Annotated in this window: 14 protein-coding genes; 4 read left to right on the top strand and 10 right to left on the bottom strand. The window is 71.8% G+C overall.

The window, feature by feature from the left end:
• Nucleotides 1-69: 69 nt before the first annotated feature.
• The 4 genes from PA27867_RS05635 to PA27867_RS05620 are packed head-to-tail and all read right to left on the bottom strand — an operon-like array spanning nt 70 to nt 3,489.
• The gene (locus tag PA27867_RS05635; RefSeq protein WP_236900846.1) at nt 70-333 is read right to left on the bottom strand and encodes a ferredoxin; all 264 of its coding nucleotides are present in this window, start codon (nt 331-333) and stop codon (nt 70-72) included.
• Nucleotides 330-1,709: an NADH-ubiquinone oxidoreductase-F iron-sulfur binding region domain-containing protein gene (locus tag PA27867_RS05630; RefSeq protein WP_066594306.1), complete on the bottom strand. Its 1,380-nt coding sequence runs from the start codon at nt 1,707-1,709 to the stop codon at nt 330-332. The genes PA27867_RS05635 and PA27867_RS05630 overlap by 4 nt, the downstream gene beginning before the upstream one ends.
• Nucleotides 1,706-2,383, bottom strand: a complete 678-nt coding sequence (locus tag PA27867_RS05625; RefSeq protein WP_066594304.1) for a ferric reductase-like transmembrane domain-containing protein — start codon at nt 2,381-2,383, stop codon at nt 1,706-1,708. Before PA27867_RS05625 ends, PA27867_RS05630 begins: the two co-directional genes overlap by 4 nt.
• Nucleotides 2,383-3,489, bottom strand: coding sequence for an FAD:protein FMN transferase (locus PA27867_RS05620; protein WP_066594302.1), 1,107 nt, complete (start codon nt 3,487-3,489; stop codon nt 2,383-2,385). The genes PA27867_RS05625 and PA27867_RS05620 overlap by 1 nt, the downstream gene beginning before the upstream one ends.
• A gap of 38 nt (nt 3,490-3,527) precedes the next feature.
• Here PA27867_RS05620 and PA27867_RS05615 point away from each other — a divergent pair, with 38 nt between their 5' ends.
• From PA27867_RS05615 to PA27867_RS05605, 3 genes are all read left to right on the top strand, one after another.
• Entirely contained in the window at nt 3,528-4,016 is a 489-nt protein-coding gene (locus PA27867_RS05615; RefSeq protein ID WP_157109134.1) for a hypothetical protein, read from the top strand.
• 114 nt (nt 4,017-4,130) lie between these two features.
• Nucleotides 4,131-4,430, top strand: a complete 300-nt coding sequence (locus tag PA27867_RS05610) for a hypothetical protein (RefSeq protein WP_066594296.1) — start codon at nt 4,131-4,133, stop codon at nt 4,428-4,430.
• On the top strand, nt 4,427-5,038 hold the full coding sequence (locus tag PA27867_RS05605; RefSeq protein WP_157109133.1) for a hypothetical protein: 612 nt from the start codon (nt 4,427-4,429) through the stop codon (nt 5,036-5,038). Before PA27867_RS05610 ends, PA27867_RS05605 begins: the two co-directional genes overlap by 4 nt.
• A gap of 111 nt (nt 5,039-5,149) precedes the next feature.
• On the opposite strand, the gene rpsO is transcribed toward PA27867_RS05605, so the two are convergent.
• On the bottom strand, nt 5,150-5,419 hold the full coding sequence (rpsO, locus tag PA27867_RS05600; protein ID WP_066594293.1) for a 30S ribosomal protein S15: 270 nt from the start codon (nt 5,417-5,419) through the stop codon (nt 5,150-5,152).
• A 211-nt stretch (nt 5,420-5,630) separates the two neighbouring features.
• Here rpsO and PA27867_RS05595 point away from each other — a divergent pair, with 211 nt between their 5' ends.
• On the top strand, nt 5,631-11,147 hold the full coding sequence (locus PA27867_RS05595; RefSeq protein WP_066594290.1) for a DUF4011 domain-containing protein: 5,517 nt from the start codon (nt 5,631-5,633) through the stop codon (nt 11,145-11,147).
• A 119-nt stretch (nt 11,148-11,266) separates the two neighbouring features.
• On the opposite strand, the gene PA27867_RS05590 is transcribed toward PA27867_RS05595, so the two are convergent.
• The 5 genes from PA27867_RS05590 to PA27867_RS05570 form a co-directional block, all read right to left on the bottom strand.
• On the bottom strand, nt 11,267-11,944 hold the full coding sequence (locus PA27867_RS05590) for a maleylpyruvate isomerase N-terminal domain-containing protein (protein WP_066594288.1): 678 nt from the start codon (nt 11,942-11,944) through the stop codon (nt 11,267-11,269).
• Nucleotides 11,945-11,977: 33 nt separating this feature from the next.
• Nucleotides 11,978-12,973, bottom strand: coding sequence for a dihydroxyacetone kinase subunit DhaK (dhaK, locus tag PA27867_RS05585; RefSeq protein WP_066594285.1), 996 nt, complete (start codon nt 12,971-12,973; stop codon nt 11,978-11,980).
• Between the two features lie 154 nt (nt 12,974-13,127).
• Nucleotides 13,128-13,841: a dihydroxyacetone kinase subunit DhaL gene (gene dhaL, locus PA27867_RS05580; protein WP_066594283.1), complete on the bottom strand. Its 714-nt coding sequence runs from the start codon at nt 13,839-13,841 to the stop codon at nt 13,128-13,130.
• Entirely contained in the window at nt 13,838-14,656 is an 819-nt protein-coding gene (locus tag PA27867_RS05575) for an HAD-IA family hydrolase (RefSeq protein WP_066594280.1), read from the bottom strand. Before PA27867_RS05575 ends, dhaL begins: the two co-directional genes overlap by 4 nt.
• Before the next feature lies 1 nt (nt 14,657).
• Nucleotides 14,658-15,515, bottom strand: a complete 858-nt coding sequence (locus tag PA27867_RS05570) for a class II fructose-bisphosphate aldolase (RefSeq protein WP_066594278.1) — start codon at nt 15,513-15,515, stop codon at nt 14,658-14,660.
• Nucleotides 15,516-15,617 lie beyond the last annotated feature (102 nt).

Here is a 15,617-nt window from a genome sequence, read left to right as displayed (position 1 = left end):
ACGGGACGCGCGGCAACTCCCGCGACCGGTGAGAAAAGCACGCGTCCGGGCCCGAAAGTGGGGTGTGACTCACGGTTTGCGGGAGAGGGCGAGGGCTTGGCGGGGGCAGAGGGACACCGCGTCGGCGGCTGCGGCGAGCAGCTGGCCGGGCACCGGAACATCCGAGCCGTAGCCGAGCGCCAGCGGGTAGCCCCAGTCGTCGCGCTGCAACAGCTCCGGCAGCAGTTCGGTGCAGAGGCCCCGGCCGTCGCAGGCCGTCCAGTCGATGTGCAGCACCGCGCGGGCGTCGGCGGCTGCCGGCCGGCCGGTGGGGGCGAGCATCCGGGCGCTCATGCGTGCACCTTGACGCAGGTACCGTGCAGGTGGGCGTCGACGTCGGCCGCGAACACCGTGAGCGTGCTCAGCACAACCCGGGCGGTGCCGTCGGGATGGTGGCAGGAGCCGCGTCCGGTGACCAGGGCGGCCAGACGCGCCACCTCGGCGGGCAGACCCGGGTGGCGCTCCCCCGCGGCGAGGCGTCCGAGCACGGCGGCCATGGCTGGGAGGCCGTTGACACACGGCCCGCACTGGCGGGCGCTCTGACCGGCCAGGTAGTCGGCGATCGACGCGGCGAGCGTGAGCGGGCAGCGGCCGGTCTCCAGGGCCAGCAGGATGCCCGCGCCCGGGCCGGTGCCGAAGGGCGCCAGGCTCACCCGGTCCAGGCCGGTGTGCAGGGCTGAGGCCGGCAGCCAGGCGCCGTGATACCCGCCGACGAGCACGGCCTGCACCGCGGCCGGGTCGATCCCGCCGAAGCGCAGGAGTTCGTCGATACGGCTGCCGCCGATGACCTCGAGCACGGTCGCGGTGGCCCGGCCGGGCGCAGCACCTGACGCACCGGCAGGCACGCGGCCGGTGGCGCCGGCGGAGACCCCGGCTGAGACCCCGGCGGCCCAGAGGCCCCGGCTCACCGTCACGAGGCGGGTGCCCGGATCGGTCTCCGTGCCGAGCGAGCGGAACCAGTCCGCGCCGAACCGCACAATGAGGGCGATGTGCGCCAGGGTTTCGATGTTGTGCAGCAGGGTGGGCCGTCTGCCCAGCCCCGAGGTGGTGAGGCGGATGCTGCGGTCAGCGGGCAGCGCCGGACGCCCGGCCAGGGCGTTGACCACGGCGGAGGCCTCACCGGAGATGAAGCTCTCCGGTGAGGCTCGTACGGCCACGCCGCCGGCATCCCTGCGTTCGGCCAGGGCGTACGTCACGGTCGGCAGCAGCGCGGCCGGGGCGTAGAGGTAGACCTCGGCCGCGTTGACGGCGGCAGCCACCGTGAGGAGCCCGTCGATCACCAGATGCGGGGCCGTGCCGAGCAGGGTGGCGTCCTTGACCGACAGCGGTTCACCCTCGGCGGCGTTGCCGATCACGACGGGTCGGCGACGTCCGGGCCTGCCGGTCGCGGATCTCTCCGGGATCGCGGCGAGCTTGCGCCAGGCCGGGAAGCCGGCACCGCCGCGGCCCTCGAGGCCGGCGTCACGCAGGGTGGCCAGTAAGGCACCCGATGCGGGTGCGGACGGCAGGACCCCGAATTCGGTCAGGTGCCCGGCGTGGTCGGGCCCGGGCGCCCGGGTGAGCCTGGCGGTGCCGAGCGGGGCCGGAACGTGGGCCGCCGCACGAGGACGTCGGGCGGAGTAGGCCGGGTCGCCGACCGCCTGGGCGGCCGCGCTGCTGGCGGTGGTCATGGTCGTCTCCCAACCGGGGAACTCAGGTGGTGCGGGGAGCGGTGTGGGTCGAGCGCGATGGTCGGCCCCACGGGCCCCGGCTGGCCGCTGCGGGCGGCGAGGGCCGGCAGCTCGCCGACGAACCGCTCGGCGCGACGCACACCGCGGTATTCGACGAACCCGGCGGTGATGCGCCAGACCACCGCGGCGAGCACTGCGGCGGTGCAGGCCACCGCGAGCGTGAGGAACCAGCCCTCGCCCGCATCCGTGCCGGTGCCCAGGGAGTGTGCGAGGGCGATGGGCCACATCAGGTAGGTCGACCAGTGCACCAGGCGGAAGACCCGGTGGCCGACGTGCCGGCGGAGCAGGCTGGTGGCCACGACGGCGAGGAGCAGGTCGACCGCGAGGGTGCCCAGGCCCAGCCAGAACGGCCGGTAGGCGCCGAGGAACGGGAAAACGAGGTCCACCAGGTTGAGCTGGGCGTAGGAGTCGGCCAGCAGCGAGAGCATGTGGATGACGATGAACACCGTCGCCAACAGCGACACGTTGCGGTGGATGAGCGTGATGGAGAAGCGGGGCAGGGTGAACAGCGGCCGGCCGCTGCGGGTGAGGATGCCCAGCAGCACCGACAGCGTGAACAGGACGAGGGCCACGACGCCGGTGCCGCGCCCGAGCGCCCAGAATGCCTCGTCCATCAGGCCACGACCCGTCTGCGTTCGTGCCCGACGGGGGTGCCGTCCTGGTAGCGCGCCGGCCGGTCACTGGGCCGGCGCACCTCGAGGGTGTGGGCGGATGCCCGCTCGCTGCGGGCCGGCACCGGCTCCGGGTCGGCCGGCCAGCCGCCGAGCACCGTGACGGAGCCGTTGGCGTCGACGAGCCTGGCGGCCGCCCCGAGTTGGCGCAGCCACGGCAGCGCGGCCGTGCCGCGCACGATCGCGGCCGTGCTCAGGGTGTTGGCCCGGTGGCAGCTCGACGCCGCCACGGTGACGCTGCGCCAGACCGGCTCGGCGGAGCGCCCGGTGCGCGGGTTCAGGATGTGGTGCTGCGCCTGACCGGCCATGGTCCACCGCCGGTGTTGGGTACTCGAGGTGGCCAGGGCCATGCCCGGCACGAGGGTGACTGTCGCGGCCGGGTCGGCCGGAGCATCCTGCACCCGCACCTGCCAGCCGCCCGCAGGCGCCGGGCCGGCGGTGGCGATGTCGCCGCCGAGGCTGAGGAGAACGCCGCAGCCGAGCGCGGCGCTGATCACGGTGGCGGTCCAATCGGCCGCGACGGCCTTGGCGGTGGCGCCGAGGTCGAGCGCCAAGTGTGCCGGCACACGCAGCCGGTTGCCGACCAGCGACACGCTCTTCCAGCCCGGACGGCGGGACACGACGGCCCGCACAGGCACGCCGTGGTCTTCGACGAGGCGGATGTCGCGGTCGTAGCCGACGGCGTCGAGCGCGTACCCGAGGGTGGGGTCGACGTCACCATCGGTGAGCGCCGCCGAAGCGAGGGCCCGGCGCACGAGGTCGGCCAGGGTGTTGCTGACCTCGACGCCCGCGTGCAACCGGCCCGCGGCCAGCTGGAGTTCGGAATCGGCCCGGAACCGGCTCGCGGCGCGGTCGACGTCGGCAAGCAGGGCGTCGGCCAGGGTAGCGGCCAACCCGATCTGGTCGGGGTCGGTCACGACCAGGCGGGCGCTGGTGCTCCAGAGCGTCCATTCCCGCGACGCCGTGCGGGCCGCGGCGGTCGGCACCGGGACGGGAGTGAGCTCGGACACCGAGGTCAGTGGGGTGCCGGGGGTCGGTGTGTGCGTCATGTCAGGATCCGCTCGAGGTCGCGTCGGAGGTGGTGCCGGTGGCGGGGCTGACCGCCGAGCTGGAGCCGGTGCTCGACGAATCCGTGCTGGACGAATCCGTGCTGGACGAATCCGTGCCGGAAAAGCCGCTGCCCGTGCTGGACGAGTCAGTACTACCCGAATCGGTGCTGCTCGTGGCACTGTCCGAGGAATCTGTGTCGGACGAATCGGTGTTGGTCGAATCGGTGCCGGACGAATCCGAGGAGTCGGCGCCCTCGGCATCCGTCGTCGTGGTGGTTGTGCTCGAGGTGGTTCCCGACACGCTGGTGGCTTCGGTGTCCGCCCACTCGTGCAGGCCGAGCGCCGACGCGGCGATCACGGCCGCCAGGCCCACCGTGCTCGTGACGATGGTCGCCAGTCTCTTGCCTCGCTCGTGCAGGTTCATCTTCCGTGCCGCCTTCCGCAGGTCAGGGTGGGCGACGATCCGGGTGTCGGCCGCCGCTCTCGATGACTCCACTCTGCGACCGGAAACCATGCGCTTGCTATGAGCAGGCTGTGCGGGTACCGCCGGTATCGGGTGTGCAACCTGTAGACGACACGGGCGACATCGAAGCCGTCAAGATTTTCTTGACAACCGCTCACCGTCAAGACATCCTTGACACATGAACACCACAACGCGCAGCACCGCCGCTCCGACCCGACCCCGTTGGTACGCTCCAGCCATCGGGGCCGCTGTCCTGTGCATCGCCGCCCTGTCCGCGGCCGCCCTCGTCGTCGACGACGATGCCACGGACTCCGTTCTGGGTTTCTTCACGGGCGCCTTAGCCATGCTCCTGGTCGCCCTGGTGGCCTGGACCGAGGTCGTCCGACACATCGTGGCGAGAAAGCGCGATGCGGCGGCGCTCGACGATCTCGAACCATTGCGGGCCGCCACCGAATCCGACCGCGGCGACGAACGATGATGGCCGGCGCCGGTGATCGCCTGCGGGATGCCCTCACCCCTGCCGAAGCGAACGCCGTTCGGGATGGGGTGGCCGAGGCCGTGCTCGGCTCCCCGGACGGTCTGCGGGTCGACCTGGAGACCGACCCGGATGCCTACCTCCGACTGGTCAGCGCCAGCCGAACCGCCGCCGAGGAGACCAGCCGCCTGCTGCGCGATTCCATCAACGGAGCTCGAGCCGCCGGGCACAGCTGGGACACGCTCGGCCGGCTCCTCGGCGTGAGCCGGCAGGCCGCTCAACAGCGCTTCTCAGCGCCGGCTCAGGTGCCGGGCGCGGGAGCCGAGCCCGGGCATCCGCCCCGCAAGGTGATCAGCCCGGTCACCGCGTTCGATGAAATGGCCATTCTCGCCGACGAGGGCCGCCGAGGCTGGCATGTCGTGGACTACGGCACGCTGTCCCATGTGCTGGAGGCCTCCGACCGGCAGTGGGAACACCGCCGGATGCCGTGGACACCGGGGAACGCGGCCAGGCGCCACCTCGAGGCCGATGGCTGGCGACTGGTGCGCGAGACCACCTTCCCCTGGGGGTATTACACCCGGGAGCTCGATATCCCGGCCGACCCCGCCTGACCCCGGCCGCGGCGCCGCCCGGTATCCGGGTACACAAAACGGGCCGCCACCCAAGGGTGACGGCCCGTTTCGAAGAGGATCGCGTTATCAGCGAACCTTTTCGGCTACTACCTAGCGGCGCAGGCCGAGACGCTCGATGAGCGAGCGGTAACGGTTGATGTCCACGTCGGACAGGTAGCCGAGCAGACGGCGACGCTGACCAACCAGGAGGAGCAGGCCACGACGCGAGTGGTGGTCGTGCTTGTGCTCTTTGAGGTGCTCCGTGAGGTCGAGAATGCGCTGCGTGAGCATGGCAATCTGGACTTCGGGGGAACCCGTGTCGCCCGGGTGGGTAGCGTACTTTTCGATGATCGCCTTCTTAGCATTAGCTTCGAGTGCCATAGATGGGATCCCCTTTCTCTCACTGCGCGGTGCTCGGGGCAGAATGCCTGAGCTCTCTTTATCCGCGGCCGTTGAACGGCAACCTCAAGAGACTAGCAGAGTTCGCTCGCCCCTGGCGGGTCGAGAGGGTTCCTCTCGTCACCGATGATTGACTGGATGCCCCTCTGAGAGGGTCACGCACAGCAACATCAGGCACGACGAGGAGAATCACGTGGAATCGACCGAACAGGACTCGAGCATCCCCCAGCCCGTCGTCCGCACTGCCCACGACCTCACCATTGCCCTCTCCGTGACGCCCATACTCAGCTACGCCCTGGCCCACAACCGCATCAACGTCGTGGGCCGGGTCGAGGTCGACAACCGCGGCGCGGCCGTGCGCGAAGCCGTGCTGCGGCTCGAGGTGGTCAGCGCCGGCGACACCCTCGGCAGCGCGCGCGACCTGCTCGTCGACCTCGCCGCCGCCCGCACCGCGACCTTCACGGATGTCTCCCTCACCGTCGATCCCGCCGCGATGCTGCTCGTGGAGGAGCAGCGGCCCGCCACGATCCGGGCCAGCCTGCTGATCGACGGCGCCGTCGCCGCGCAGGCCGACGAGCCGATCCAGCTGCTGGCCGCCCAGCAGTGGGTCGCCCGGCCGGTGGATCTGGCCCTGGAGATGCTCTCGGCGCACGTGCTGCCCAACCACCCCGCCGTCGCGACCCTGCTCGGTGAAGCCGCCGTGCTGCTCGAGGACCGCACCGGATCTGCCTCGATGCCGGGCTACCAGGCCGGACCGGAGCGGGTCGACCAGGTGGTGGAAGCGGTCTTCGAGGCCATGCGCGCCCGCGGCATCCGCTACGCCACACCGCCGGCCAGCTGGGCCGACGACGGCCAGAAGGTGCGCACCCCCGGCGAGGTGCTCGGCTCCGGCGGGATCGGCGCCGAGGGCGCTGCCGGCGCGACCGGCTCGATCAGCGCGACGGGCGGGGTGGGCACCTGCCTGGACACCGTCGTGGTGATGGCCGCGGCCCTCGAACAGGCCGGCCTGCACCCGCTGCTCTGGATCGTCACCGGGCACGCGTTCCTGGGCTACTGGCGCGAGGAGGAAACCCTGGGGGCTCCGGCCCTCACCGATGTGGCCGAGGTGATCAACCTCATCGACCTCGACCTGATCCGGCTCGTGGAGACCACCCAGGTCACCGACCAGGGCGCCGGCCGCCCGGCCAGCTTCGCCGAGGCGCAGCGCTCCCCCTACCTGGAACGCCTCACCGACCTGAGCAGTGTGATCGGCGTCGTCGACGTTGTGCAGGCGCGGCGCACACACATCCTGCCGTTGCCCGCCCGCACCGTGGCCGGCGACGGTACGGTGCTCGTCACCGAGTACCGGCCGGGTTCGCCGGGGTCCGGGGTGCCTGCTGCAATCGTGACGGATGCGCCGTCCGCCGACGCGGCGGCCGCGGACTCGGGCGTCGTGGACTCGGGCGCACCCACCCGCCTCGCCCCGCCCCGCATCACGCAGTGGAAGAACGCCCTGCTCGACCTCAGCCTGCGCAACCGGCTGATCAATTTCACCGAGCGAGGCGCCCTGGCCCTCACGGTGCCCGACCGGCACCTCGCCGACCTTGAGGACCTCGTCACCGGCGGAACCGGGCTGACCCTGCTGCCGGCGGACCGGATGTCCTCGACCGACAAGGAGCGCGGCATCCGTTTCGGTCGCGACCTGCCCACCGACCAGCTTGCCGCCCTGCTGGCCGGCAAGAAGGCCGTCTACGCCGACGTCACCGACGCCGCCTACGCCACGAAGCTGCGCGCGCTGGCGTACAAGGCACGCACCGTGGTGCAGGAGACCGGCGCCAACAACCTCTACCTGGCCTTCGGGTCACTGGTCTGGACCGCGAACGACCGGGAGCTGCGGAGCCCCCTGGTGCTCGTGCCCGTGGTGCTCGAACCGGCCGGCCGGGGCGGCGACTACCGGGTGCGGCTCGACGAGGCCGGCGCCTCCACGCCCAACTACTGCCTGCTCGAGAAGCTGCGCCAGCTGCACGGGCTCAGCATCCCCGGGCTGGAGAACCCGCAGGACGACGCGGCCCGCACCGACACCTCCGGCATCGACCTGGCCGGTGCCTTCCGCGCCACCCGCGAGGCCCTCCTGGCGGCCGGGCTGCCGTTCCGGGTCGAGGAAACCCTGGACCTGTCGATCCTGCAGTTCGCGAAGTTCCGGCTGTGGAAGGACCTCGACGAGAACTGGGAGACCCTGGCGCAGAACTCGCTCGTGAACCATCTCGTGCACACGCCCACCCAGCCGTTCGTCGACCCGGTGCCGCTGCCGGAGCCGGCCGATCTGGACGCTCTCGGCGCCGAATGCCCGGTTCCGGGCGACTCGTCGCAGCTCGCCGCCGTGGCCGAGGCGATCGCCGAGCGCACATTCGTGCTCGAGGGTCCTCCCGGAACGGGGAAGTCGCAGACCATCACCAACCTGCTCACCCGTGCCGTGTACGAGGGCAAGAAGGTGCTCTTCGTGGCCGAGAAGCGCGCGGCCTTGCAGGTGGTGCAGGCCCGGCTGAACGAGGTGGGCATGGGGCCGTTCGCGCTCGACCTGCACGCCTTGGCCACCAAACCGGCCGCCGTGCGGGCGCAGATCCGGCAGGCCCTCGAGCACGCGGTGACCGTGGACGGGCAGGGGCTGAAGAACGACCTCGACGTGCTCGGCACCGCCCGGCGCAGCCTGGCCCGGTACACCGACCGGCTGCACGAGCAGAACAACGCGGGGCTGTCGTTCTACTCCGCCCGCACCGCGCAGCTCACCGCCGACGACGACGTTCGGGCCCTGCCGGTGCCGGCCGATCTGCCCGCGCGCATCACCGCCGACGAGCTGGACCAGCTGCGCCGGATGCTGCGCGACCTGCCCGACGTGACCGATCCGGTACGGCCGCGGCCGCAGCATCCGTGGGCGTTCGTGACCGCGCCGCCGTCCGCGCCGCTGGACCTGCCGGCCGTGGCCCGGGCCGCCGCCGCGCTCGACGAGGCGTTGGCGGCGCTGCCTGTCGCCGGGTCCACCGTTCCGGCCACGGCCGGGTCCACGGACGCTGCCGCCGACCTCGCCGTGGCCGGTCACCGGGCCGCCGCCGCCGTGTCCAGTGCGGCCAGCCCCACCGAGTTCGTCACCCTGAGCAGCCTCGCCGCCGCCGAGCGGGTGTCGCTGGCCACCCTCGACGGCACCCGCTCCCCCGCCTGGGTGGCCGCCGCCGCCGACGCCGAAGCGGCCACCGTCGCGTTCGCGCAGGCGACGCATCCGGCGCTGGCCGTTCTCAAGCCGGACGCCCTGCGGCTCGATGCCGCCGCCCTGCACCGTGACGCGCAAGCAGCGGATGCCTCGGGCTTCCTCGGCCGCCGCGGCCGGCGGAAGGCCGTGCTCGCGCGCCTGTCCGCGGAGCTCATCCCCGGCAACACCGTGCCCCTCAAGACCCTCTCCACCGTCACCGGCCAGCTGGCCGACAGCCAGGCGCAGCTGCAGGCCCTGCGCGCGCGGGTGCGCCTGCTGGACGGCGTCACCATCGCCGACGACTGGAATCCGCTGGTCGGCTCCGCCGGGCACACCGGCCGTGACGAGCTCAGCGCCCGACTGGCCTGGCTGCGCTGGGCCGGTGGTGCCGTCGCGCCGGGCCACCGGGAGCTCGGCGCCGACTTCGTGGCCGCCCTGCGCGACTACCTCGAGAGCACCCCGGCACCGGATGCCGACCTGGCCGCGGCGCTGAACCGGGCCCTGCAGGCCCTGCAGTCGGTGATGACGGCGACGGGCGCCGGCCCGGCCGCCGTCGCCGCCTGGGCCGCGGGCGGCGGACTCGTGGCCGTCTGGTCCCGCGGCGCCGAGGAGCGGGACGCGCAGGCCCCCGGGCTGCCCTCCCTCACCCGGTGGGTCGCCCTGCTCGAGCACCTCGAGCCGCTCCGCGCCCTGGGACTCACGGCGGCGCACGCGGCGGTCCTCCGCGGCGAGGTCGACGCCGACGACGCCGGGCTGGCGTTCGAGAAGGGGCTCGCCGCCGCATCCGTGACCGAACGCGGCCAGGCCACCACCCTGGACCAGTTCGACGCCGCCGCCCAGAACCGTTCGATCACCCGGTTCACCACCGCCTCCGGCGCCGTGCGCCGGCACCTGCCCACGTTCATCCCCTACAGCGTGCTGCGGCGGCGCAGCATCGGCGGGGCGGGCTCGCCCGCCGAGGCCGCCGACACGGCCGCGTCGGCGTCGGCCGCCGACTCCGCCGCGAGGCTGGGCCTGCTCAAGCGTCAGCTCGACCGCCAGCGCGGCGGCATGGGCGTGCGTGAGCTCATGCACGAGTTCGGCGACCTGATCACCGACATCCTGCCGTGCATGCTGATGAGCCCGGAGTCGGTGGCCCGGTTCTTCCCCGCTCAGGCCGGCCTCTTCGACATCGTCGTCTTCGACGAGGCCTCGCAGGTACGGGTGTCCGATGCGGTCGGCGCCATGGGCCGAGCGCGCTCGGTGGTGGTCGTGGGCGACAGCAAGCAGATGCCACCCACCTCGTTCGCCGAGTCCGCGATCGGCTCGGGCGATCAGGACAGCGAGACCCTGGAGTTCGTGCGCGACGAGGAGTCGATCCTCTCGGAGTGCGTGCAGGCCCAGGTGCCCGGCAAGTGGTTGTCCTGGCACTACCGCAGCCAGGACGAATCGCTCATCGCCTTCAGCAACCGGGCGTACTACCGCGACCGGTTGTCGTCGTTCCCGGCGCCGCACCACGGCGCGGGCCCGGTGGCCGCTGCCCCTGACACCGCAACCGAGCCGGTCCCCGGCGTGGCCGGCTACGGCGTGAGCCTCCGTCGGGTCGACGGAACCTTCCTCCGCAGCGGCAAGGGCAAGGACCTCCGCACCAACCCCGTGGAGGCGCAGGCCATCGTGGCCGAGATCCTGGCCCGGTTCGCCGCCGAGCCCGACAGCATCCCGTCGATCGGCGTGATCACGTTCAACGTTCAGCAGCGTGCGCTCATCGAGGGGAGCCTGCGCGACAGCGGCGACGACCGCATCGTGCACGCGCTCGAGAGCGAGACCGACGGCCTGTTCGTGAAGAACCTCGAGAATGTGCAGGGCGACGAACGCGACACCATCCTGTTCTCCACCGCATTCAGCGCGGATGCGTCCGGCCGGCTGCCGCTGAACTTCGGCCCGCTCAACCTGCCCGGTGGCGAGCGCCGGCTGAACGTGGCGATCACCCGGGCCCGCCGTCAGGTGATCGTGTTCAGCAGCTTCGACCCCCAGGACCTGCGCGCCGAGGAGACCATCTCGGCCGGGGTGAAGGACCTGCGCGCCTACCTCGACCTGGCCGCGGGCGGCTCCGACGGGCTCGCGAGCCCGCTGCGCCAGTCGGGCGTGCTGGACCGGCACCGGGAGCAGATCGCCGAGGCGCTGCGCGAGCGCGGCTTTGCCGTGCAGACGGATGTGGGCCTGTCCGACTTCCGGGTGGACCTCAGCGTGGCCACGGCCGGGGCGCCCGGGCATCCGGTGATGGCCGTGCTGCTCGACGGCCCCACCTGGGCCGCCCGCCGCACGGTCTCGGACCGCGACGGCCTGCCCGTCGAGGTGCTCTCCCGGCTGATGGGCTGGCCCGCGGTGGAACGGGTGTGGATGCCCGAATGGCTCGGCGAGCAGGGCGCGGTACTCGACCGCCTCGACGAGAAGCTGACCGCCCTTGATGCGGCCCGCCAGGCGCGGGAAGCTGCCGCCCTTCCCTGACCACGCACCCCCGCGCCGCTCCCCCAGACTGGCCCACTTTTGTTAGTCCGACGGCCCGCCCACTAGCAAAAGTGAGCCAGTCATGTCAGGCGGCGGAGAGTGGAAGCGGAGGACGCGGGTCAGAGCACGGTGAAGCCGGCGGGGAGCGGCGCGCGGCCGGTGGCGGCACGCAGCAGTGGCGCGGCGACACCCTTCTGGGCGGCGAGGTCGGCGAGCACGTGCAGGGTCGCTGCGGCGGCGGGCGCCGGCACGGTCTGCTCGGCCGCCGGCACCCCCTGGCTCTGCAGCAGGTCGCTGGTGTGCACTGTGAGCTCCACCGTGCGGGACGGCAGGTACTCGGCGATTCGGATGCGTCCGGCCGGGGTGTCGGCCGGCTCGGCTCCGGTGAGCGTGCCGACCCGCGCCAGCACCCGGGCGGCGAGCGCCGCCACCGCCTCCGCCGGCCGCGCGCCGAGGGTGGCGGCGGTCTCGCGGCCGCGCTGCGCGATCACCTCGGGGGTGCCGGCCGCGAGGGCGCGCTCGTAGTAGGCGGCCGGGGACGTGACCGTGATGCTTCCGGCCACGCCCGCGGCATCCTCTTCTGCGGCGATGTCGAGGTAGGTCTCGATGGTGGACAGCGCCCGGCTGGTGTGCCCGACGAGGTCGCGCACGCTCCACTCACCCAGGCCGACCTCCGCCCAGACCCCCTCCTCGCCGTCCGCGCGTTCGGCGATGCCGGCGGTCACCGCCACGAACCACCTTGTGGCGGCGTCGAAGGCGAAAAGCGTCTCTGACCAGTCCGTGCGTGTCTCACTCATGGCCACAGAGTAACGTCATGCCGGTGCCGGTGGTCAGAAAATACGGGCCGCGATCTCGGCGGGCGCCTCCAGCAGGGCCTCGATCTCGTCGTCGAGCCGCACCAGGGTGAGCGACGCACCGGCCATGTCCAGCGAGGTGCAGTACTCCCCCACATAGCTGCGCCCCACCGTGATACCCAGCTCGGTGAGCCGTTCGTGCGCGTGCCCGTACAGGATGTACAGCTCGCTGATGGGAGTGCCACCCAGTCCGTTGATCATCAGGGCCACCCGGTCGCCCGCCACGTACGGCAGGTCGTTGACCACCGCATCCAGCAGCTCGTCGGTCATCTCGTCGGCCGTGGTGAGCTTGGCGCGGCGCCGGCCGGGCTCGCCGTGGATGCCCACGCCCACCTCGATCTCGTCGTCGCCGATCTCGAACAGCGGTGAGCCCTTGGCGGGCGGGGTGCAGGAGGTGAGGGCGATGCCCATGGTGCGGGTGACGCTGTCGACCTTCTCGCCGATGCGCACGAGTTCGTCGAGGTCCGCGCCCTGCTCGGCGGCGGCGCCGACGGCCTTCATCACGAAGAAGTTGCCGGCCACCCCGCGCCGGCCCACGGTGTAGGTGGAGTCCTGCACGGCGACGTCGTCGTCGATGAACAGGGTCTTCACGTTCACGCCGTCGGCGGCGCTGAGTTCCTGGGCCATCTCGAAGGCCATCCGGTCGCCGGTGTAGTTGTTCACCAGCAGCAGCACGCCCTTGGGCGAGGCCAGCAGCTTGGTGGTCTCGTAGACGTAGTCCATCGGCGGGGCCGAGAACACGTCGCCGGGACACGCGGCGTCGAGCATGCCGCGGCCCACCGTCATCACGTGGGCCGGCTCGTGTCCTGAGCCTGAGCCCTGGATGATCGAGACCCGGTCCGGGCTGGGGCTGTCGGAGCGCATGATCAGGTTGTACGCGGGCACGTACTTCAGCGTGTCCGGGTTGGCCAGGGCGATGCCCTTGAGCATCTCCGGGACGTACTGCTTCGGGTCGTTGACGAATTTCTTCATGGCTCCCTCTCGTGACAGGCGGTGCTCGGTCGGATGCGGTGCTCGGTCTGTGGCGGTGCGAAGTCGGTCGGACAGCGAAACGGATGTGGTCGGTCGGTGTGGCTCGGTCGGTGCGGCTCAGTCGGTGCGGCTCCGCCGGCTCAGTCGGTGTGGCTCAGTCGGTGTGGCTGGACGGCCGGTCGGTGCCGGCTGGGGTGCTGCTCGATGCGCCCGTCGACGTGCCGGCACCCGGCTCCGCCCGGGCGTCCCACTCGGTGCTGAGCCGCTCCAGGATCACGGCGATGGCCACGGCCCCCGGGTCGGGCGAACCGATGCTGCGCTCCCCCGTGTAGCTGGCCCGGCCGCGCCGGGCCTGCATCATCGAGGTGGCATCCGAACTCTGCCGGGCGACGTCGGCCAGACGGTGCAGCGTGGCGGGCGCCGGGCTGCCGGTCCGCACCTCCTCCTCGAGCGCATCCGTCACCGGAACCAGCGCGTCGAGCAGGGTCTTGTCGCCCACATCCGAATTGCCGCGCGCCTTGATGCCGTCGATCGCCGACCGCAGCATCGTGACCACGTCATGACCGCTCACCTGGTCTGTGCCCTTGACGGCCATCGACGCCCGCAGGAACGCCGTGCCCCAGAGCGGCCCCGAGGTGCCGCCGATACGCCCGGAGATGACCATGCCGACCTTCTGCAGGAACGCGCTGGGACTGGAGCGGTCGAAGCTGTCCCAGTCCGCCAGCACGATCTCGAAGCCGCGGGCGAGTGAGTAGCCGAAGTCCCCGTCACCGACGACCGCGTCGAGGTCGCCGAACTCCTTCTCGTTGTCGACCGCGGTCTGCGCGATGCTGCGCACCACAAATTCGGTGTCGGCCAGGCTGGTCATGGCGTCTCGCTTTCTGTGTCGGCTGCGGCAGCGGATGCGCCCGGGGCCGCCTGCAGGATCGCGGCCAGGTGCTCGAGCCGCACGTACGGTTGGGGCCGGATGCCCGCCGGGTCGCTCAGCACCTCGGTGGCCGGGCCGCCCGGGTCGCCGAGCGATGAGACCACGAGCGCGGCCCCGGCGAAGTCCTCGTTCACCGTGTAACTGCTCACGGTGACCACGGTGGTCAGGCCGGCGGCGAGCGCGGCCTGCAGCCCGTTCGCGCTGTCTTCGATCACGAGGGCCTCGGCCGGGTTCACGCCCAGCTCGCGGAGGGCGTGCAGGTAGATGTCGGGGGCAGGCTTCTTGGCCGGCACGATGTCCCCGGCGAAGACCGCGAATCGGCCGGCCAGTTCCTCCCCCACGGCGTGCTCGAGGACCGCCCGCACCGACGCTTCAGCCGAGGTGGATGCCACGGCGAGGGTCCAGCCGGCGGCCACCGCCTCCTCGGTGATCCGGCGCACCCCCGGCCGGGCCGGCAGCACGCCGGCGGCCACCCGTTCGGTGTAGATGGCGGTCTTCCGCAGGTGCCAGGACTGCACGGTCTCGGCCCAGGCGGCGGGGTCGTCCGGCAGGCCGAGCCGGCGGGCGAGGTCGGGGGTGAGGATGCTCCGCATGCGTTCCTTACCGCCGCCGATCTTCACCTTCTCGGCGTAGTCGGCGTCGCTCCAGTGCACGGGCACACCGAACTCCTCGAAGGTCTGGTTGAACGCCGGCAGGTGGCCGTCCCGTTCGGTGTCGGCGAGCACCCCGTCGCAGTCGAAGATCAACGCCGGCATCTCAAGCCTTTCCCGCGCTGCCGAACTGCTCGGCCAGCCCGCGGGTGAGGTCCACGACGTCGGTGCGCACCTTGGCGAACAGCGACGGCGGGTCCCATTTGTCGCGCGCCTGCGCATCCGTGAGGTAGGACAGGCTCGACTTCATGAAGGTGATCTTGAGCGCCGTGGAGATGTTCACCTTGGCGCAGCCCCTGGCGATGAGGTCGGTGAACTGCGCATCCGTCATGCCGCTGCCGCCGTGCAGCGCGATGGGGATGGGGTGGGCGGCGACGAGGTCACTGACCCGTTGGAAATCGAGCACCGGCTCGCGCTTGTAGACCCCGTGGGCGTTGCCGATCGCGGGCGCGAACACGTCCACGCCGGTCTCCTCGAGAAACATCAGCGACACGGCGAGGCTCTGCCGTGCCGACTCGGTGTCGCTGCCCACGCCGTCTTCGACGCCGGTGATCGACTCGATCTCGCCCTCCACATGGGCGCCGAACGTGCGGGCTTCCGCGACCACCTCGATGGTCTGCCGTTGGTTCTCCTCCACCGGCAGGGTGGATGCGTCGAACAATACCGAGTTCCAGCCGCGGCGCAGGCACTCGGTGATCACGGCCCGGTCGGGGCAGTGGTCCAGGTGCAGGGCCACGGGCACCTCGATACCGGAGGTCATGGCCGACCACATGGCGAACAACACCTCGGAGCCGATCGACTTGACCGTCTTCACCGAGGTCTGCACGATCACGGGCGAGCGGGCCTCCACCGCACCGGCCAGGACCGCCTCCATCGTGAGGTCGTTCACGACGTTGATCGCCGGAACACCGTACCGTTCGGCGAAGGCGCGATCGACGATCTCCTTGAGAGTGCTCACGGCCATGTGATGCGCCTCGCTTCCTTGCGTGTTCCTGGGGCGTGTTGCTGGGGATGGTAGGCGCGAACGACGTAACCGGCAATGGCGGCATGCCAGGCGGCCGCCCAC

It is taken from the genome of Cryobacterium arcticum, assembly GCF_001679725.1.
In the GTDB taxonomy this organism is placed as follows: domain Bacteria; phylum Actinomycetota; class Actinomycetes; order Actinomycetales; family Microbacteriaceae; genus Cryobacterium; species Cryobacterium arcticum_A.
This window is presented reverse-complemented; position numbering and strand designations above follow the sequence as displayed.

Coding starts and splice junctions, on each gene's coding strand:
- PA27867_RS05630 (WP_066594306.1), bottom strand. CDS start 1,709: ATGACCACCGCCAGCAGCGCGGCCGCCCAGGCGGTCGGCGACCCGGCC.
- dhaK (WP_066594285.1), bottom strand. CDS start 12,973: ATGAAGAAATTCGTCAACGACCCGAAGCAGTACGTCCCGGAGATGCTC.
- PA27867_RS05570 (WP_066594278.1), bottom strand. CDS start 15,515: ATGGCCGTGAGCACTCTCAAGGAGATCGTCGATCGCGCCTTCGCCGAA.
- PA27867_RS05605 (WP_157109133.1), top strand. CDS start 4,427: ATGATGGCCGGCGCCGGTGATCGCCTGCGGGATGCCCTCACCCCTGCC.
- PA27867_RS05620 (WP_066594302.1), bottom strand. CDS start 3,489: ATGACGCACACACCGACCCCCGGCACCCCACTGACCTCGGTGTCCGAG.
- PA27867_RS05610 (WP_066594296.1), top strand. CDS start 4,131: ATGAACACCACAACGCGCAGCACCGCCGCTCCGACCCGACCCCGTTGG.
- PA27867_RS05575 (WP_066594280.1), bottom strand. CDS start 14,656: ATGCCGGCGTTGATCTTCGACTGCGACGGGGTGCTCGCCGACACCGAA.
- PA27867_RS05625 (WP_066594304.1), bottom strand. CDS start 2,383: ATGGACGAGGCATTCTGGGCGCTCGGGCGCGGCACCGGCGTCGTGGCC.
- rpsO (WP_066594293.1), bottom strand. CDS start 5,419: ATGGCACTCGAAGCTAATGCTAAGAAGGCGATCATCGAAAAGTACGCT.
- dhaL (WP_066594283.1), bottom strand. CDS start 13,841: ATGACCAGCCTGGCCGACACCGAATTTGTGGTGCGCAGCATCGCGCAG.
- PA27867_RS05590 (WP_066594288.1), bottom strand. CDS start 11,944: ATGAGTGAGACACGCACGGACTGGTCAGAGACGCTTTTCGCCTTCGAC.
- PA27867_RS05635 (WP_236900846.1), bottom strand. CDS start 333: ATGAGCGCCCGGATGCTCGCCCCCACCGGCCGGCCGGCAGCCGCCGAC.